The organism is Vibrio sp. F13, from assembly GCF_020806305.2.
Lineage (GTDB): Bacteria > Pseudomonadota > Gammaproteobacteria > Enterobacterales > Vibrionaceae > Vibrio > Vibrio crassostreae_C.
Genome location: NZ_CP170175.1, coordinates 2,315,281 through 2,334,867, shown reverse-complemented (window position 1 = coordinate 2,334,867; position 19,587 = coordinate 2,315,281). Strand labels below are relative to the sequence as shown.

Here is a 19,587-nt window from a genome sequence, read left to right as displayed (position 1 = left end):
AATGACAATGAAATACGGCTATTTCGATAACGACAATCGCGAATACGTCATCACTCGCCCTGATGTACCAGCACCTTGGACAAACTACCTAGGTACTGAAAAGTTTTGTACCGTGATTTCGCACAATGCGGGCGGTTACTCGTTCTACAATTCTCCGGAATACAACCGTGTTACTAAGTTCCGTCCAAACGGCACCTTTGACCGTCCTGGACACTATGTGTACCTGCGTGATGATGAGACAGGTGATTACTGGTCTATCTCTTGGCAACCAGTGGCAAAGAGCCTAGATGAAGCGAACTACGAAGTTCGTCACGGCCTGTCATACTCAAAATTCAAATGTGAATACAGCGGCATTACCGCAACCAAGACGCTATTCGTACCTAAGGGTGAAGATGCAGAAGTTTGGGACGTTGTATTAAAGAACAACACTGACAAGCCACGTACTATCAGCACTTTCTCGTTTGTTGAGTTCTCTTTCAGCCATATTCAATCAGACAATCAAAACCATCAGATGTCTTTGTACTCTGCGGGCACGTCTTACCAAGAAGGTGTTCTGGAATACGACCTGTACTACAACACTAACGACTTTGAAGGCTTCTACTACCTAGCTTCAACTTTCTCACCAGACAGCTACGATGGCCAACGTGACAACTTCCTTGGTATGTACCGTGATGAAGCAAATCCAATTGCGGTTGAAAACGGTAAGTGTTCTAACAGCGCTCAAACTTGTTACAACCATTGTGGTTCTCTGCACAAGCAATTTACGATTCAACCCGGTGAAGAAGTTCGCTTTGCGTATGTACTCGGTATCGGTAAAGGCAACGGTGAACGCCTACGTGAGAAGTACCAAGACACAGCAAACGTAGACGCCGCTTTCCAAGGCATCAAAGATCACTGGGACGAGCGTTGCAACAAATTCCAAGTTAAGTCGCCAAACGAAGGCTTAGACACAATGATCAACACGTGGACGCTATACCAAGCGGAAACCTGTGTGGTTTGGTCACGCTTTGCATCATTCATCGAAGTTGGCGGTCGTACTGGTCTTGGTTACCGTGATACGGCTCAAGATGCTATTTCAGTACCCCATGCCAACCCACAAATGACCAAGAAACGTATTATCGACCTGCTTCGCGGCCAAGTGAAAGCGGGCTACGGTCTACACTTGTTCGATCCTGACTGGTTCGATCCAGAGAAAGCCGACGTTGAGCCATCAAAATCACCAACAGTTGTTCCAACACCGTCAGATGACGACAAGATCCACGGCATTGAAGACACATGTTCTGATGACCACCTATGGATCGTTCCGACCATTATCAAATACGTAATGGAAACCGGTGAGCACGACTTCTTCGATGAAGTGATTCCATACGCAGACGGTGGCGAGGCGACAGTTTATGAACACATGAAAGCGGCACTGAACTTCTCTGCTGAATACGTGGGTCAAACGGGTATCTGTAAAGGTCTTCGAGCTGACTGGAATGACTGTTTGAACCTAGGTGGTGGTGAATCTTCAATGGTTTCATTCCTACACTTCTGGGCGCTACAAGAATTCCTAGATCTTGCTAAGTTCCGTAATAACGATGCTGATGTTGCGAAATACACTGAAATGGCAGCTAACGTTCGCGAAGCGTGTGAAACGCACCTTTGGGATGACGAAGGCGGCTGGTACATCCGTGGTCTAACTAAAAATGGCGACAAGATCGGTACCGCTCAACAAGCTGAAGGTCGTGTACACCTTGAGTCAAACACGCTAGCCGTTCTATCTGGTGCGGTATCTCAAGAACGCGGTGAGAAAGCGATGGACGCTGTTGATGAGAACCTTTTCTCAGAATACGGCCTACACCTAAACTCTCCTTCATTTGCAACACCAAACGATGATATCGGTTTCGTAACTCGCGTTTACCAAGGCGTAAAAGAGAACGGCGCAATCTTCTCTCACCCTAACCCATGGGCCTGGGTAGCAGAAGCGAAACTAGGCCGTGGTGACCGTGCGATGAAATTCTACGACGCACTGAACCCATACAACCAAAACGACATGATTGAAACGCGTTACGCAGAACCATACTCGTACGTGCAGTTCATCATGGGTAAAGATCACCAAGACCACGGCCGTGCAAACCACCCTTGGTTAACCGGTACCTCTGGTTGGGCTTACTTCGCGGTAACCAACTTCATTCTTGGTGTTCGTACAGGCTTTGAAGGCTTAACGGTTGATCCTTGTATCCCGACTGATTGGCCAGAATTCGAGGTTACTCGTCAATGGCGTGGCGCGACTTATAACATCACAGTGCAAAACCCGAATGCAGTAAGCAAAGGCGTTGCCTCTATCACTATCAATGGTGAATCAGTTGAAGGCGCTATCCCAGTACAAGCAGAAGACAGCGTGAACGATGTTGTCGTTGTTCTAGGCTAGTCACGCAATTTAACGAACAGCTCTTGTCTCAAGTCTTTACAGGCTTGAGACAATGAGACTAAAAGGATTTTCTAATGATTAAATTTGGTACAGGTGGCTGGCGCGCTTTCATTGGTGAGGAGTTCACTAGAGAAAACGTCCGTTTGGTAGCGCAAGCACTCGCTAACATCATCAACAACGAAGATGCAGCCAAGAATGGGTTTGTGATCGGCTATGACCGTCGTTTCCTTTCCGATAAAGCCGCATGTTGGTTTGCAGAAGTACTTGCGGCGAACAACATCAAAGTAAGCTTCATCGATAAGTTTGTTCCAACACCTATCGTGATGTTCCAAGCAAAAGAGATGGGATGCACCTACTCGGCGTGTATTACCGCCTCTCACAACCCAGCCGATTACAATGGCATCAAGGTATTCATTGAAGGTGGCCGTGATGCTGATGAGATCATCACAGAGAAGATCGAACAGCAAATCGCAACACTGACCAACGAAGATATTATTCGTGTCGATTTCGAGCAAGCGTTGAATGACAAAGAGATCGAAATCATCAACCCGATGAACGCCTTTGTTGATTCCATCATTAATGCCATCGATATTGAATCGATTAAGAAAGCGAATCTACGCGTGCTGATCGACCCAATGTTTGGTGTGGCGAAAAACGCTCTGCAAACCGTGCTGATTAACGGTCGCTGTGATGTCGACGTCATCAACGATGGCAAAAACCCAGATTTTGGTGGCTTAATGCCGTCGCCAAATGCTGCAACGCTGTATCGCTTGAAGCACTTAGTTGCAGCAGAAGGCTATGACATTGGTATTGGTACTGATGGCGATGCTGACCGTTTGGGAATCATCGATGAGAAAGGTCACTTCATTCACCCTAACGAAGTGCTACTCCTACTTTACTACTACTTGCTGGAATACAAAGGCTGGAAGGGCTCTGTCGTTCGTAACATCGCAACCACACACCTACTGGATAAAGTGGCGGCAGATCATGGTGAGAAGAGCTTTGAGGTTCCTGTAGGCTTTAAGCATATCAGCTCACAAATGGAGGCCGATGACTCTCTGATTGGTGGCGAAAGTTCAGGTGGTTTAACCATTCGTGGTCACATCAAAGGTAAGGATGGCGTATTTGCTTCAAGCTTACTGGTTGAGATGATCAGTGTGACAGGCAAGAAGTTGTCTGAATTACTTGATGAGATTTACTCTAAATATGGCTATGCCTACACCGCAGAAGGCGATTGTAAGTTTAAACCTTCAGAGAAAGAAGCGCTTTACACTAAGATCTACGTCGAGAAGCAACTGCCTGAATTTGAATACGAAATTGAAAGAGTCAGCTATGAAGATGGTGCCAAGGTGTACTTCAAGAATGGCGGCTGGGTGATTGCTCGCTTCTCAGGAACAGAGCCGTTACTACGAATCTTCGCAGAAATGGAAGATAAAGACACTGCAGAACGTGTTCTTCAAAAAGTGAAAGACTTCCTCTCTCTATAGGCTTATAGAGTGCAGCAGTTTTGTATGGGACTTAACAAATCACTGCCTTGTTAAAGCCTATAAGTGAAGAACTCTTGCCCAGTACTTTGATTAAAGTGCTGGGCTTTTTTATCGCGATTATTGTCACGATTAGTATCGCGTTACATCTCTTTAAAAAGCCAATACGCCTTTGGTATCCACTTTTACGTTGACCGGCATACCCACTTCAAGTGCTTCTGACGAGGTTGCTAATAACTTCTGACCATGCGCTTCGATTACATAACGACAGTGATCGCCCATAAATTGCTGTTCTAGCACCGAAATAGCACTATCTTGCTCGTAACTTGCTTGGATATGCTGGGGCCTTAGCAGAAGCTCACATGTATTGCCGAACTCAATCTCCGTTTGCGGTTTGGCTTCAACCATACCCAAACTGGTTTCAAATTCATGCTCCGAAATACGCTGTGCATTGAGGTAGCTACCGCCACCCAAAAAGTCTGCAACAAACTTACTTGAAGGATGGAAATACAACTCAGATGCCGAACCATACTGCTCAATCACACCATGGTTCATTACTGCCATTTTATCTGCAAATGCGAACGCTTCTTCACGGCTGTGAGTTACGAAGATAGCTGTAACACCCTGCTTCTTAAAAATCTTGCGAATCTGAGAAATCAGCTCATGACGAACCTGAGTATCGATGTTTGAGAATGGTTCATCTAACAGTAGCAAGTCTGGCTTGTACGCCAAAGAACGAGCAATAGCGACACGCTGTTGTTGACCACCTGAAAGTTGGTGTGGGTAGCGGTCACCGTACTCATCTAAGTGAACCAACTCCAGCATCTCTTGAACTTTGTCTTTCTTTTGCTGCTCAGAAAGGTCTTTCAAGCCAAAGCCGACATTCTGGTTTACCGTCAGGTGCGGAAACAGGGCGTAATCTTGGAAAATCATACCAATGTTACGCTGCTCTGGTGGCAACCAATTCTCGCCATCATCAATGGTTTGACAGTTCAAACTCATCACACCGCTACTCAATGGAAGTAAGCCCGCAATCGCCTTCAGTAAGGTCGTTTTACCGCAGCCACTCGCACCAAGAAGACAAACAATTTCACCATGCTCAACTTCTAACGAGAGCGCTTCCAAAATGGTTTGCGACTCATACTTACAAGTCAGATCTTTAATTGATAATGCACAACTCATTAGTTTTTCTGCTCCAAGGAACGGTTTACGATGATCAGAGGAATTAAACCCACCAACACCAATAATACAGCAGGCATCGCCGCCAATTCTAGGTGCTCATCTGAGGCATAGTTATAAACATAAGTCGCCAATGTTTCGAAGTTGAAAGGACGCAGCAGCAAGGCCGCATTCAACTCTTTCATTGATTCGATAAACACCAGTAAGCCAGCGATCAATGCGCCACGTTTAATCAAAGGTAAATGAACACGGCGTAACATCTGATTGGTATTGCAACCCATGGTTTTTGAGGCCATATCCAATGAAGGGGATACTTTACTCAAGCTGCTTTCAATACTGCCAATTGCCACTGCAGAGAAACGTACGACCATGGCAAAAATTAGCGCGAACATGGAGCCAGAGAAGATCAAACCAGGTCGCCCCCACTCCATCACTTTCGCAATGTCATTGACCAAGTGATCCATGAACAAAACAGGTACCATCACCCCAATCGCTAACACGGTGCCTGGAACGGCATAGCCCATCGAAGCGAGACGCATATAAGCCTGATTTTTCTTACTCGGACTAACGCGTTGATTAAAGTTAACAATCATCGCGATAATCACGCCAATAATCGCAGCAGCTACCGAAACGTAAAGGCTGTTGATGGCATATTCTCTGAATTCAGGGGTCCAGCTTTGAGCAAAATATTTGTAGGCGTAAATAATGAGCTGGCCAAGAGGGAATAAGAACGCAACGCAAACTAATCCCCAGCACCAGAATAGTGCCAGCCATTTTTTCCAACCAGAAAGGTCGTAACGAAAATCTTCGCGGCTGCTGAACTGATTCTGGAATAGCTTCTGCTTACGGCGACTGTATCGCTCTGAGCTCAACAGTAGGATCACGATAACCAGCATGATTGCCGATATTTTCGCAGCTGCCGTTAAGCTTGAGTAGCCTAGCCAAGTATCATAAACCGCAGTCGTTAAAGTATTTACCGCAAAGTAACTCACGGTACCAAAGTCACCGATGGTCTCCATAGCAACAAGCGATAAACCGACCGCCATTGATGGACGAACAAGTGGTAAGGAGATACGACGGAAGCTTTCCCAAGGCGAGCATTTTAGCAAACGAGCAGATTGTAATAAGGAGACGTTTTGCTCCATAAATGCCGCGCGGCACAGCAAATAAACATAAGGATAGAGAACGAGAGACAGAACAATAATAGCGCCGGATAAGGTTCTAATATCTGGGAACCAATACTCACCGGGTCCCCACCCAGTAAGATCTCGCAGTAGAACCTGAACAGGGCCGGCAAAGTCGAACCAATCGGTAAAGATATAGCCAACAATATAGCCTGGCATTGCTAATGGCAGGACGAGTGCCCACTGTAAAACACGCTCTCCCGGAACACGGCACATTGCCATAACCCAAGCCGACGGAATACCAAAAACTAAAGACAGGAACATGGTTCCTATGACTAAAACCACCGTATTGTAGGCATAGGTAGGCATCACTGTGGACATCAGATGAGAAAATAGCTCATCTGTTTCTCCAACAGCCGTCGTAAAAATCGCTAAGATCGGTAAAACCAGTAATACAGCAATAATGCCGCTACTGGTGTTCCATAAATAATTCTTTTCTTTCATCGCCTAACTACAACGAGGCTTAATGAAACACAAATGCATTTGCAAATACATCTCATATCCTTTTAATGGTGGGGTTATTTATACCCATATACTCTAATGACTTCAAGGTGAGATGCTAATAACTCAAGGGATCAACGGGGTGCTTTGTATCAAAAAGTGATTTTCCAATAACAAACAACCCCAAGTAGCCAAAATGGCGACTTGAGGTTGTCATTTTACTTAGGCCGAAGCCTACCGTAATAAATTATAGATCGAACTTAACTTCGTCTAATAGCTTGATTGCAGCCGCGTGGTGGTTTGCAATTTCGTCTAGAGAAATAGTATCCGCTTTGAACTCGCCCCATGAAGCAACAAGCTCAGAAGGTTTAACGTCTGCTTTCACTGGGTATTCGTAGTTCACTTCTGCGTACATGCTTTGTGCTGTGTCACCAGATAGGAATTCCATCAGCTTAACGGCATTCTCTTCATTTGGAGAGTATTTAGCCATTGCCATACCAGAGATGTTTACGTGAGTACCTGTAGTCTCTTGGTTAGGGAAGTTAATGTAAACAGAGTCAGCCCAAGCTTTTTGCTCTTTATCATTAACCATCTTACCTAGGTAGTAGCTGTTACCAAGAGCAACATCACATAGACCTTCTTTAATCGCTTTAACTTGCGCGCGGTCGTTACCTTGAGGCTTACGTGCTAGGTTTGCTTTTACGCCTTCTAGCCATTCTTTCGTTTCAGCTTCACCTTTGTGAGCAATCATCGAAGATACTAGAGAAACATTGTATGGGTGCTTACCACTACGAGTACAGATTTTGCCTTTAAATTCAGGCTTAGTTAAATCTTCGTAAGTGAACTCTTCACCTAGACGACCAACACGGTCACGTGAAGAATAAACGCTACGTGTACGAGTTGTTAGAGCGAACCACTCGTTATCTGTATCTTGGTATTGAGCTGGGATGTTCTTTTCAAGTACATCGCTCTCTACAGATTGAACTAGACCTTGTTTAGTTAATTCAGATAGACGGCTGATATCTACAGTTAAGACAACGTCAGCTGGGCTGTATTCACCCTCTTGAGCTAACTTCTCTGCTAAACCTTTTTTAGCAAACTTAACGTTTACTTTAATACCAGTCTCTTTTGTGAACTCTTTGAACATTGGCTCAACAAGGAAAGGTTGACGGTAAGAGTATACGTTTACTTCTTCCGCAGCCATTGCTGTCGGGGCAATTACACCACACGCTAGAGCTGAAAGTGTTAGCAGTTTCTTCATTGTAAAATCCTTTATATCGAAATGATAATGTCTATCAGTTGCGTTATTATATTCATCATTAACATAATTACAATGACGACCAACAAAAAATCCGTCTACTCAGACCATTCAAACTCTCACTTTTGTAACAAACCATTTCAACTTTGTGTCTTGTCGTTCCCCTTAAACAATGAGCCTAACTTCAACGTTCGTGTTTATATATTGTGCAACCGTAAATACAACAAAGCCCCGCAACAAGAGTTGCGGGGCTTTCTTTGTCCAACCTAACCCATTCAGATTAGGCGACGACTGTTGATTATTTTACTGATACAAACTCAGGGTAAGCGCCGACACCACAATCGTGCATGTCCATACCTTCAAGTTCTTCATCTTCCGTTACTCGGATACCGATTGTTGCTTTAAGCACCGCCCATACTGCTAGGCTAGCACCGAATACCCATGCAAAGATGACTGCTGCACCCATTAGCTGAGCACCAAACGTTGCATCAGCGTTGCTTAGTGGCACAGCCATTAGACCGAAGAAACCACATACACCGTGTACAGAGATAGCACCTACTGGATCATCAATCTTAGCTTTGTCTAGAGCGATGATGCTGAATACAACCAATGCACCAGATACCGAACCAATCGCTACAGCAAATAGAGGTGATGGTGATAGAGGGTCTGCAGTGATTGCTACTAGGCCAGCTAACGCGCCGTTAAGAATCATTGTTAGGTCTGCTTTACCCCAAGTTGTTTTACATACTAGTAGTGCTGCAATTGCGCCTGCTGCTGCTGCTGCGTTGGTGTTAAGGAAGATTTGACCTACTGCTGTTGCGTTCTCAAAATCCGAAACCATCAGTTGAGAACCGCCGTTGAAACCGAACCAACCGAACCAAAGGATAAATGTACCTAGCGTTGCAAGTGGCATGTTTGAACCAGGAATCGGGTAGATTTCACCGTTCTTACCGTATTTACCTTTACGAGCACCGAGTAGTAGAACACCAGCTAACGCTGCTGCTGCACCAGCCATGTGTACGATACCTGAACCTGCGAAGTCACTGAAACCCGCTTCTGATAGGAAACCACCGCCCCAAGTCCAATAACCTTCAACAGGGTAAATGAACGCTGTTAGTACTACAGAGAAGATTAGGAATGACCAAAGCTTCATACGCTCAGCAACCGCACCAGATACTACAGACATTGCTGTTGCAACGAATACTACCTGGAAGAAGAAGTCTGATTCTAGAGAGTGATCTGCGCCTTCACCTTGTGTACCAATTAGAGTACCAAATGATGGCAACCAACCGCCTTCACCGTTGTCGACATACATGATGTTGTAACCAACCACTAAGAAAGCTGTACAAGCAATTGCGTACAAACAGATGTTCTTAGTTAAAATTTCTGTGGTGTTCTTTGAACGAACTAGGCCAGCTTCTAACATCGCGAAGCCTGCTGCCATCCACATTACCAACGCACCTGAAATGAGGAAGAAAAAAGTGTCTAGTGCGTAACGCAGTTCCGTTACTGTTGTTGTAAGTTCCATATTAAAGTCTCCAGTCCTTGTAATTCTTTAAAGTGCTTCAGCATCCATTTCACCAGTACGAATTCGTACGGCTTGGCTTAGGTCATACACAAAAATTTTGCCGTCGCCGATTTTTCCGGTGTGTGCCGCTTGGCTAATCGCTTCAACAACTCGGTCAACATTCTCAGCTTGGGTAGCAATCTCTAGCTTCACCTTTGGTAGGAAATCCACTTGGTACTCTGCACCACGATACAATTCAGTGTGTCCCTTCTGACGACCAAAGCCTTTCACTTCAGAAACAGTCATACCTTCAATACCCACATCAGAGAGCGCTTCGCGTACATCGTCTAATTTGAATGGCTTAACAATGGCATTTATTAATTTCATATTCGTTCCTTAAATTCTTACTTAATCCGTTAATTCTCTTATTACAATCCAAGTAGCGTGCCAAAAAGTTAAGTAGTTGATTTTAAATGAGATGAAGATAATAAGGTCGTAATAACGAAAAAGGCCGCACCAATATGGTGCGGCCTTTTCACTATCTTAATGCGTTGCACTATTGTTGCTCCAGTTTTGGGCAACGGAGCCTTCAAAGCTCTGAGTGACTAACAAATAGGTGTTAGGGCTAGTAACCTAAAAAATCCATCCAGCGTTCGATGAGCAGTTCGAAATCATCGATTCCGCAGCTTGCTTGGCTTTCACAGTTATAGAAGTCGAATTCACTGCCCTCTTCCATCTCTTGCTCATGCGCTAACACGTTTTCTTGAATCGTAACTTCATCTTCATTGATCGCAAGGCTAATCTCCTTGCCAAGCAACGTCACTTCATTGCTCAGGTCCTGTCGAGATTGCTCAATCAACGCCATCACATGATCTAGCTTCTGCTTATCTTTACCAATCTCTTCTTGAAGCCAACGGCCAACAATCTCATGGCCCATGCTGCATTTCACATAGTATTCACCCATTAGAGTGTTTCTAGTAAATTCAAACTCCATAACTCAACCTATACTGCATTAATACTCAAGCGATACTATTTCTGAGTATACCATTGTCTTGTCAGAAACGAGCGTATTGACGAATTTATCGTTACGATCCAACCTACACAGTCAATGAAGAGGAGGGCTCTATGCAGTTGAACGAAATGATTGCCAAACAAATTGTCGAACGAACCATGAAGATCATCCCACACTCGATTAATGTGATGGATAATAAAGGTCGCATTATTGGATCCAGTGATCCTACTCGCTTATACCAAAAACATGAAGGAGCGGTACTTGCCATCACCGAATCACGAGTCGTTAATATTGACGAAGCCACTGCCGAACACCTAAAAGGGGTTAAGCCTGGAGTTAATTTACCGATTCTATTTCAGGATAATGTCATTGGGGCGATTGGGGTTTCTGGGACACTGCAGCAAGTTCATCATTTTGGTGAGCTGGTGAAGATGACCGCTGAGCTTATTGTTGAACAAGCTGTACTTATGTCTCAAGTAGAATGGAATAAGAGGCATCGTGAAGAATTGGTATTGCAATTAATCCGAGGTAGCACGCTTAATGACATGCAACTGCAATCCATCGCACAGCGTCTGGATCTCGACCTTGCACAACCGCGGATTGCCGCCATCGTCAAGGTGTTACCGATAGGAGACACTGCGCCTTCATTTGAAAACTTACAGCAATTAGTACATTTACTTGAATATCCCGAGCGCGATAATTTAGTCGGTATCTTGTCTGTTTCACAAAACGAAGTGGTGGTACTCAAGCCTATAACCCTGATAGGGAACAGCTGGTCCAAGGATGCAGAAGCCAAGCGCGTGAAATTGCTACTCAAAAGAATAAAGAAAGAAGCTAAGTTTCAAATCAAGATTGCGCTTGGGGATTACTTTACCGGACTTTCTGGTTTAGCAAGCTCCTATGATACCGCTGAGCTCACTATGCGCAGTGTCGGTAACCGCCCCGGAGACATGTTTTTCTATCAAGACTATCGACTGCCGGCCATTATGAGTAGCCTGTTACAAGATCCATGGATTCGTGAGCAACTGGAGCAGTCTTACCTACATCTTCAACAACAGGACAGTAAAGGGATACTGATCAAAACTTTGAAGACATATTTAAAGCAGAACTGTGATTCAGCTCTCACCTGTAACGAACTACATATCCATCGCAATACGCTACGCTATCGAACAGACAAGATAAACCAAATAACATCATTAAATATCAACAATATAGACGATCTATTTCAACTCTACATTGCAATAAATCTATTCCACTGGTCGAGCTAAAAAATGTGCAACTGCACAATTTAAAAGGACCGATTTGAGCACTTATTTGTAGAGAATGACAAAGACTTACCAACCCTATATCTTTATATTTGCCGAAAATGACACATCGTTATCTGGGAAATAGAACATGATTGAAGTTTCAACTCTTGGCGCACTTTCAGCATTGATTGTTGCTATCGCGCTCATTCTTAAAAAAGTGCCACCCACCTACGGCATGATCATCGGTGCTTTGGTTGGCGGCGTGGTTGGCGGCGTTTCTCTCACCGAAACCGTTGAGTTAATGATAGGTGGTGCCCAAGGGATCGTCACTTCAGTGATGCGAATTCTCGCCGCTGGTGTGTTGGCCGGCGTACTAATTGAATCAGGGGCGGCTACCTCGATTGCAGAATCCATCATCAAAAAAGTAGGCGAAACTCGCGCCTTACTTGCTCTTGCCATTGCGACCATGATTTTAACCGCTGTTGGCGTTTTCGTTGATGTGGCCGTTATCACGGTTTCTCCTATTGCACTGGCTATTGCTCGCCGCGCAGACCTTTCTAAAACCGCGATCCTTTTGGCGATGGTGGGCGGCGGTAAAGCAGGTAATGTCATGTCGCCTAACCCAAATGCCATTGCGGCGGCTGATGCGTTCAATGTTCCGTTAACCTCTGTGATGGCTGCAGGCGTGATTCCGGGTCTATTTGGGCTGCTTTTCGCCTACTTCTTGGCAAAGCGCCTCGTCAATAAAGGTTCAAAAGTAGCGGAAAGTGAAGTGGTCAAAGCGGATCAAAGTTCACTGCCAAGCTTTTCTTCTTCAATCGTTGCACCGTTAGTGGCTATTGCCCTACTCGCGCTGCGACCACTCGCTGATATCAATGTTGATCCTCTAATTGCATTACCCTTGGGTGGATTGCTGGGTGCACTGGCTATGGGTCGCTTCAAACAAGCCAATAGCTTTGCGGTTTCAGGCTTGTCACGTATGGCACCGGTTGCTGTAATGCTACTGGGCACAGGAACCATTGCAGGCATCATTGCTAACTCAGGACTAAAAGCTGATCTGATTGAAGTGCTGACGATGTCTGGGCTGCCTTCTTACTTACTTGCTCCGTTTTCTGGCGCACTGATGGCACTATCAACCGCATCGACAACTGCCGGAACAGTAGTGGCATCGAATGTATTTGCCAGCACCATTCTTGAGCTAGGTGTTCCAGCTCTCGCAGGCGCAGCAATGATCCACTCTGGTGCGACAGTACTTGACCATATGCCACATGGTAGCTTCTTCCATGCCACGGGTGGTGCGGTACATATGAGTATTCATGAACGTCTAAAACTCATCCCTTATGAGTCAGCGGTCGGTCTTGTTATCGCCTTCGTCTCAGTAATGATCTTCGGTGTATTTGGTCTGTTTGTTTAAGTTTAAAGGTATCAAAATGAAAATTGTAATTGCTCCTGACTCATATAAAGAAAGCCTATCAGCAATGGGCGTTGCTCAAGCGATTGAAGATGGCTTTAAACAGCTAATACCAAACGCCGAATACGTAAAATTACCAATGGCTGATGGTGGTGAAGGCACAGTACAATCTCTGGTGGATGCGACCAATGGCTCTATCATCCAACATCCAGTGATTGGTCCATTAGGTGAAATTGTCGAAGGCTTCTACGGTATGTTCGGTGACGGTAAAACTGCCATTATTGAAATGGCGGCCGCTTCCGGCCTAGATTTAGTCTCTCCAGAACAACGTAATCCACTAAAAACCACTACCTATGGTACGGGTGAGTTGATCAAAGCCGTATTAGATAAAGGTGTTGAGCATATTATTATTGGCATTGGTGGTAGTGCGACCAATGATGGTGGCTTAGGAATGGCTCAAGCGCTAGGCATTCGTATGCTAGATGCAGAGGGTCACGAGCTGGTGTTTGGTGGTGGTGAACTGTCAAAACTGACAACCATTGATCTCACCAACCTCGACCCACGCCTACAAAACGTACGCTTAGAGGTCGCTTGTGATGTCGATAATCCATTATGCGGACCAAAAGGGGCATCACAGGTATTCGGTCCGCAAAAAGGCGCAACACCAGAAATGGTTGAGCTGTTAGATGCTAACCTTGCTCATTATGCCAGTATCATGAAAAACCAGTTAGGCGTCGATGTCATTGATCTCCCTGGTGCTGGCGCGGCAGGCGGTCTAGGCGCGGCACTTGTTGGCCTGTTAAATGCGGAGCTTCGCCCTGGTATTAACATCGTAATGGACGCCGTCAATTTAGATGAAATAGTCTCAGATGCTGATCTTGTGATTACAGGAGAGGGGCGCATTGATAGCCAAACCATTCATGGCAAAACACCGATTGGTGTCGCTCGCACAGCCAAAAAACATAAACTGCCTGTCATCGGTATTGCCGGCTGTCTAGCCAGTGATTGTGGTGTGGTTCATGAGCATGGTATCGACGCGGTATTTGCGGTAGTGAACCGTTCAGTAGACTTGCCGACAGCTTTGGCTGAAGCGGCTGAAAATATTGAACTTACTGCTCGCAATGTTGCAGCAATGTATACGATTAAGCACTAATCGAGCTCTCTGTAAGCTAAAAGCAATTTTCGCTGTATGCTAAAAGCAATTAAGGCCGCTATTCACAGCGGCCTTAATTATATTTACAACAAAATCAGACGTTACGCAGGCTCTTGGAAGATAACCGTGTCTGCTTTTTCCGTGTACTGACCCATTTTATGGAAGTTCAGGTAACGGTATGTATCAGCAGCCGTTGCATTAATCTTCTCAGCGTACTCTAAGTACTCTTCTTTCGTTGGGATGCGACCTAGAATCGCGCCAACAGCAGAAAGCTCAGCAGAAGCCAGATAAACGTTCGCGCCATTACCTAAGCGGTTCGGGAAATTACGCGTTGACGTCGACATAACCGTCGAAGCATCAGCAACACGAGCTTGGTTACCCATACATAGTGAACAGCCAGGAGTTTCGATACGTACCCCAGCACGACCGAAGATGCCGTAGTAGCCTTCTTCTGTCAGTTGGTCTTTATCCATCTTCGTTGGCGGAGCCACCCATAGGCGAGTATTTAGCGAGCCGTTAAACTCTTCTAGCATCTTACCTGCAGCACGGAAGTGACCGATGTTCGTCATACAAGAACCGATGAACACTTCTTGAATCTCAGTACCTTGAACGTCCGAAAGAAGACGAGCATCATCTGGATCGTTTGGTGCACATAGGATTGGTTGATCGATGTCAGCAAGATCAATCTCGATAACGTGCGCGTATTCCGCATCTGAATCAGCAGATAGCAACTCAGGGTTCTCTAGCCACTCTTCCATTGCTGTAATACGACGCTCAATCGTACGAACATCACCGTAACCTTCAGCGATCATCCACTTCAGCATCACGATGTTCGAGTTCAAGTACTCAGAGATAGACTCTTCAGAAAGCTTAACGGTACAACCTGCAGCAGAACGCTCAGCAGATGCATCAGAAAGCTCAAATGCTTGCTCAACAGATAAGTGCTCAACACCTTCAATTTCTAGTACACGACCAGAGAATTCGTTGATCTTACCTGCTTTCTCTACCGTTAGTAGGCCTTGCTTGATGCCGTAAAGAGGAATGGCATGTACTAGGTCACGTAGCGTGATACCCGGTTGCATTTCACCTTTAAAGCGAACCAAGATAGATTCAGGCATATCAAGAGGCATAACGCCTGTTGCTGCAGCAAATGCTACCAAGCCAGAACCCGCAGGGAATGAAATACCTAGAGGGAAACGAGTATGCGAGTCACCACCTGTACCTACAGTATCAGGAAGAAGCATACGGTTTAGCCATGAGTGGATAACGCCATCACCCGGACGAAGTGAAACACCCGCACGATTCATGATGAAATCAGGTAGCGTATGGTGAGTGTTTACATCGACTGGTTTAGGGTATGCCGATGTGTGACAGAAAGACTGCATTACAAGGTCTGCAGAGAAACCAAGACACGCCAGATCTTTAAGCTCATCACGAGTCATAGGACCGGTCGTATCTTGAGAACCGACTGTCGTCATTTTAGGTTCACAGTACTGACCAGCACGAACACCTTCAACGCCACATGCTTTACCAACCATCTTCTGAGCTAGCGTGTAGCCTTTATCAGATGCAGATGGATCGATTGGTTTAGCAAACAGATCCGTTTCAGCTAGACCTAGAGCGTCACGAGCACGACCCGTTAGACCACGACCGATGATCAGTGGAATACGGCCACCAGCACGCACTTCATCAAGAAGTACTTTGCTTAGCTCAAAGTTTGAAATCACAGAACCGTTCTTGTGAACAACACCTTCGTACGGGTAGATATCAATGATATCGCCCATGTTCATGTCTTGTACGTTCAGTTCAATGGGTAGTGCGCCTGAATCTTCCATTGTGTTGTAGAAGATTGGTGCAATTTTACCACCAAGACAAACACCGCCAGTACGCTTGTTTGGTACGAATGGGATATCTTCACCCATGAACCAAAGTACTGAGTTTGTTGCCGATTTACGTGAAGAACCTGTACCAACAACATCACCAACGTAAGCCAGTGGAATGCCATCTTTTTGCATTTCTTCAATTTGTTTGATTGGACCAACGCTACCCTGTTCATCAGGAGTAATGCCATCACGTTCCATCTTCAGCATCGCTTTCGCGTGTACTGGGATGTCAGGGCGTGACCATGCATCAGGCGCTGGAGATAGGTCATCGGTGTTCGTTTCACCAGTGACTTTAAATACTTTTACTGTGATTTTTTCTGCTACTTTATCTTTCGCTGTAAACCATTCAGCATCAGCCCAAGATTGAAGTACTTGTTGTGCAGCAGCATTGCCAGCTTTCGCTTTCTCTTCTACGTCATAGAACGCATCGAACATCAGTAGAGTATGAGATAGCGCTTTAACAGCGATTGGAGCAAGCTCAGCATCGTCTAGTAGAGATACTAGAGATTCGATGTTGTAACCGCCTTGCATGGTACCAAGCAGTTCTGCAGCTTTTGCTTTGCTTACTAGTGGCGAAGCTACTTCACCTTTAGTGATAGCCGTAAGGAAGCCAGCTTTTACGTAAGCAGCTTCATCTACACCCGGTGGAATGCGATTTTCTAGTAGGTCAAGAATGATTTCTTCTTCACCTTGAGGTGGATTCTTCAGAAGTTCAACTAGGCCAGCTACCTGCTCAGCATCTAGTGGTTTTGGAACAACTCCTTCGGCAGCACGTTCTTCGACGTGTTTACGGTAGGCTTCAAGCACGACTTTTTTCCTCTCATTGCGGTTCACTTCTTCCCTTCATAATTGTTAGTAAAATAAAGAAGTGAACATCCTTGGAAACTTGGCTCTCCATTGCCATTTTTGTCATTCAATTTGTATTGATGAGCGGCGTCATAGAGGCCAAACTGTGGGCGGTAGAATAGCAAATTTAACGTTAAATTAAAATCTTATCATTTTGACCAACATAGCAAGTTAAGACGAAAGTCCCACTATTTTTGCCTAATTACGCACTTAAATGGCGACTCTGCGCATGATTATTTGTAGGAAGTACCGACAATCAAATAGACCGAATCATAGTTATCTTCAGTTCGGCCATAAGCCAAAATGATCGGTCCTATTGGCGAATCAACACCAGCAAAAATAGAACCTGCGGTGTACATTGGTGCTTCATCAAGCCTTAAATCATTGTTCGACCAAACACCACCATGTTCAATGGATGCACCCACGTAGAACGGTGATTTAAAGAGGCCGAAGTCATTTTCAAACCACTTATAACGATAGATAAGGCTGGTGTAGGCCAAGTTCTGACCTATCATACTATTCCTTGGAATACCTGACAGGTTTAAGAAGCCACCAAGCTCTTTGGGGTCGATTGGAAAAACAGAGTTTTTACTTTCTACAATGCCGTAATCAAGCTTTGCGACTAAAGTATGCTTCTCAATACTCTTTGCTGCCATGAAATTAGCCGAAAACTCATAAACAGTATCGCTTTCAGACCCTAAATCCGGGGTATCTCCAGACGTGTTGTCCTCAAAGTCATCATGGGAAACAAGATATTCTAAATCGACAAAGTAACCTTTCGTTGGCAAACTAAAATTATCTAAAGTATCGAGTCGATAACTAATAAACCCGCCTATACGTGTATACGCTCCGTTACCAAAAGATGGTAGCGAAGAAACCTCCAAACCCCCATCAGTATAACGAGCACCAAATTTCAGTTCTTGCCACAAGGTAGGCTGATAGCCTAAAGCCAATTCACTAACATATTCACTATAAGTCAGTGGGACATAGTCTGTAGTCGCCTCTAATGTCGGCTCTCCAACCTCCCCCTCAACCACTGACAAGTTTCTATTTTCCTTACTGTAAACAATCGATGCAGAAGTGAACAGTTTTTGACTCGAAAAGAAGGGCGAGTAAAGTTCCGCTTCAATTCGTTTGTCAGTACCCATCTCGACGTTAGTTCTTAGCTCTGCACCATGCTTATTAATATCGGTAAAGTTGGCTGAGACACCGATCGAGTACTGACTGGTAGTAGAGAAATCATCTTCAAGAAAGAATCGAAAGTTGAGGTAGTTTGGGCCCCAAGACTTTTCGTTCACATCGACCTGAAGTTGATCTTCACCATCAACATTATCAAACTCATAAGTGACCAATTCAAATCTATCCAGTGCATAGAGATCTTTCACTTTAGATTCGATTTCACTGGTCTTCAGAACTTCACCAGAATCAAGGTTTAAGCGATTTTCGATCAACTTATCTGAATAGTGGGTGTTGTTATTGATGACCACCCTATCGACGACCGTTTGATCGCCATGTTTCAGCTGCTTTCGAGCTTGTTGCTTATGCTCGATATACTTCTGATAGTCCGCGTTAGAAAGTGACAGCTTAGAAAGCTCATCAGTATGCTGCTTAGCGGCTTCATAGCCCGCGAGGAAAGCCGATGGCATTTTATCAAAGTCAGTCGTCTCCATTTGCCCAACATCAGGACGTAGGAAAACATCATCATCTGTCAGTGTTTCAGCTTGCTCTTGAGTGCTGCGTTGGACCAGATAATTAGAGAGTTGATCAGCTGCCGCTAGAAAATTCGTGAAATCTTCTTTGCCTTTGTAATTGGTACTGATATCCACCGCAATGACAATGTCCGCGCCCATAGCTCTGGCAACGTCGACTGGCATATTATTGGTGACACCACCATCAACCAGCATTCGGCCATCTAATTCATAAGGGGGAAGCGCGCCGGGAACTGACATACTGGCCATCATCGCATCAACAAGGTGACCATGGTCGATGACCACTTCTTCAAGCTCAATAATGTCGGTTGCGACTGAACGGTAGGGAATAGCAAGATGGTCAAAAGAGTCGAGTGGAGATAGGTTACCTGTGGTTTCACGCAGAATACGCAACATGTTCTGACCTTGAACCACACCTTTCCTAGCTTTGATTTCGCCCCAACCTAAACCGAGATCGGTGTTCAGTTGGTAACGGTCTTCATATTCTTTGTCACGTACTCGGCGATCACTACGGTTAACACGATCACGGTAGCCGCGATTCCAATCAACCGTATAAATAAAACTTTCAATCTCATCAGCACTCATCCCTGTCGCATAAAGCCCACCAACGTAAGAACCCATGCTAGTACCAGTAATGTAATCAACCGGAATTTGCATCTCTTCTAGCGCTTTAAGTACACCAATGTGAGCCGCTCCTTTGGCTCCTCCACCAGCAAGCACAACAGCAACGGTTGGTCTTTTATGAGCTTGTCCAGCTTGCTGAGATTGTTCCACCGGTGTCACAGTCGATGCAAACAGCTGAAAACTGATCACAGTACCGACAATGCCTAAGCTGCTCACTATCCAACGAGAAATCATTA

General features: G+C 45.1%; 13 protein-coding genes. 5 read left to right on the top strand and 8 right to left on the bottom strand.

Translation table 11 applies throughout. The features are described 5' to 3' along the window. Positions 1-7: 7 nt before the first annotated feature. Together LMH68_RS10885 and LMH68_RS10880 are read left to right on the top strand one after the other, a co-directional pair. The gene (locus LMH68_RS10885; protein ID WP_229647636.1) at positions 8-2,413 is read left to right on the top strand and encodes a GH36-type glycosyl hydrolase domain-containing protein; all 2,406 of its coding nucleotides are present in this window, start codon (positions 8-10) and stop codon (positions 2,411-2,413) included. A 74-nt stretch (positions 2,414-2,487) separates the two neighbouring features. After that, positions 2,488-3,900 (top strand): phosphoglucomutase/phosphomannomutase family protein, encoded by a 1,413-nt coding sequence (locus LMH68_RS10880; RefSeq protein ID WP_229647635.1) that lies wholly within the window; start codon positions 2,488-2,490, stop codon positions 3,898-3,900. 150 nt (positions 3,901-4,050) lie between these two features. Here the strand turns inward: LMH68_RS10880 and LMH68_RS10875 are convergent, their stop codons facing one another. The 6 genes from LMH68_RS10875 to LMH68_RS10850 all read right to left on the bottom strand — a co-directional run bounded on the left by LMH68_RS10875 (position 4,051) and on the right by LMH68_RS10850 (position 10,460). After that, entirely contained in the window at positions 4,051-5,079 is a 1,029-nt protein-coding gene (locus LMH68_RS10875; RefSeq protein WP_017059417.1) for an ABC transporter ATP-binding protein, read from the bottom strand. Beyond that, entirely contained in the window at positions 5,079-6,704 is a 1,626-nt protein-coding gene (locus LMH68_RS10870; RefSeq protein WP_017059418.1) for an ABC transporter permease, read from the bottom strand. The genes LMH68_RS10875 and LMH68_RS10870 overlap by 1 nt, the downstream gene beginning before the upstream one ends. Before the next feature lie 244 nt (positions 6,705-6,948). Then, on the bottom strand, positions 6,949-7,962 hold the full coding sequence (locus tag LMH68_RS10865; RefSeq protein WP_017059419.1) for a Fe(3+) ABC transporter substrate-binding protein: 1,014 nt from the start codon (positions 7,960-7,962) through the stop codon (positions 6,949-6,951). Positions 7,963-8,257: 295 nt separating this feature from the next. Beyond that, positions 8,258-9,487, bottom strand: coding sequence for an ammonium transporter (locus LMH68_RS10860; RefSeq protein ID WP_017059420.1), 1,230 nt, complete (start codon positions 9,485-9,487; stop codon positions 8,258-8,260). Positions 9,488-9,514: 27 nt separating this feature from the next. Next, entirely contained in the window at positions 9,515-9,853 is a 339-nt protein-coding gene (gene glnK, locus LMH68_RS10855) for a P-II family nitrogen regulator (RefSeq protein WP_004738200.1), read from the bottom strand. Between the two features lie 238 nt (positions 9,854-10,091). Next, complete coding sequence (locus LMH68_RS10850; protein ID WP_019824378.1) at positions 10,092-10,460, bottom strand: YacL family protein; 369 nt, start codon at positions 10,458-10,460, stop codon at positions 10,092-10,094. A 131-nt stretch (positions 10,461-10,591) separates the two neighbouring features. On the opposite strand from LMH68_RS10850, the gene LMH68_RS10845 reads away from it, so the two are divergent. The 3 genes from LMH68_RS10845 to LMH68_RS10835 all read left to right on the top strand — a co-directional run bounded on the left by LMH68_RS10845 (position 10,592) and on the right by LMH68_RS10835 (position 14,289). Then, positions 10,592-11,746 (top strand): sugar diacid recognition domain-containing protein, encoded by a 1,155-nt coding sequence (locus tag LMH68_RS10845; protein ID WP_229647634.1) that lies wholly within the window; start codon positions 10,592-10,594, stop codon positions 11,744-11,746. Between the two features lie 127 nt (positions 11,747-11,873). Then, complete coding sequence (locus LMH68_RS10840) at positions 11,874-13,139, top strand: GntP family permease (RefSeq protein ID WP_017059423.1); 1,266 nt, start codon at positions 11,874-11,876, stop codon at positions 13,137-13,139. 16 nt (positions 13,140-13,155) lie between these two features. Further along, positions 13,156-14,289, top strand: a complete 1,134-nt coding sequence (locus LMH68_RS10835) for a glycerate kinase (protein WP_017059424.1) — start codon at positions 13,156-13,158, stop codon at positions 14,287-14,289. 101 nt (positions 14,290-14,390) lie between these two features. Here the strand turns inward: LMH68_RS10835 and acnB are convergent, their stop codons facing one another. Further along, positions 14,391-16,979 (bottom strand): bifunctional aconitate hydratase 2/2-methylisocitrate dehydratase, encoded by a 2,589-nt coding sequence (gene acnB, locus LMH68_RS10830; protein WP_017072021.1) that lies wholly within the window; start codon positions 16,977-16,979, stop codon positions 14,391-14,393. Positions 16,980-17,251: 272 nt separating this feature from the next. After that, positions 17,252-19,585, bottom strand: coding sequence for a patatin-like phospholipase family protein (locus tag LMH68_RS10825; protein ID WP_229647633.1), 2,334 nt, complete (start codon positions 19,583-19,585; stop codon positions 17,252-17,254). Positions 19,586-19,587 lie beyond the last annotated feature (2 nt).

Coding starts and splice junctions, on each gene's coding strand:
- LMH68_RS10885 (WP_229647636.1), top strand. CDS start 8: ATGAAATACGGCTATTTCGATAACGACAATCGCGAATACGTCATCACT.
- LMH68_RS10880 (WP_229647635.1), top strand. CDS start 2,488: ATGATTAAATTTGGTACAGGTGGCTGGCGCGCTTTCATTGGTGAGGAG.
- LMH68_RS10875 (WP_017059417.1), bottom strand. CDS start 5,079: ATGAGTTGTGCATTATCAATTAAAGATCTGACTTGTAAGTATGAGTCG.
- LMH68_RS10870 (WP_017059418.1), bottom strand. CDS start 6,704: ATGAAAGAAAAGAATTATTTATGGAACACCAGTAGCGGCATTATTGCT.
- LMH68_RS10865 (WP_017059419.1), bottom strand. CDS start 7,962: ATGAAGAAACTGCTAACACTTTCAGCTCTAGCGTGTGGTGTAATTGCC.
- LMH68_RS10860 (WP_017059420.1), bottom strand. CDS start 9,487: ATGGAACTTACAACAACAGTAACGGAACTGCGTTACGCACTAGACACT.
- glnK (WP_004738200.1), bottom strand. CDS start 9,853: ATGAAATTAATAAATGCCATTGTTAAGCCATTCAAATTAGACGATGTA.
- LMH68_RS10850 (WP_019824378.1), bottom strand. CDS start 10,460: ATGGAGTTTGAATTTACTAGAAACACTCTAATGGGTGAATACTATGTG.
- LMH68_RS10845 (WP_229647634.1), top strand. CDS start 10,592: ATGCAGTTGAACGAAATGATTGCCAAACAAATTGTCGAACGAACCATG.
- LMH68_RS10840 (WP_017059423.1), top strand. CDS start 11,874: ATGATTGAAGTTTCAACTCTTGGCGCACTTTCAGCATTGATTGTTGCT.
- LMH68_RS10835 (WP_017059424.1), top strand. CDS start 13,156: ATGAAAATTGTAATTGCTCCTGACTCATATAAAGAAAGCCTATCAGCA.
- LMH68_RS10825 (WP_229647633.1), bottom strand. CDS start 19,585: ATGATTTCTCGTTGGATAGTGAGCAGCTTAGGCATTGTCGGTACTGTG.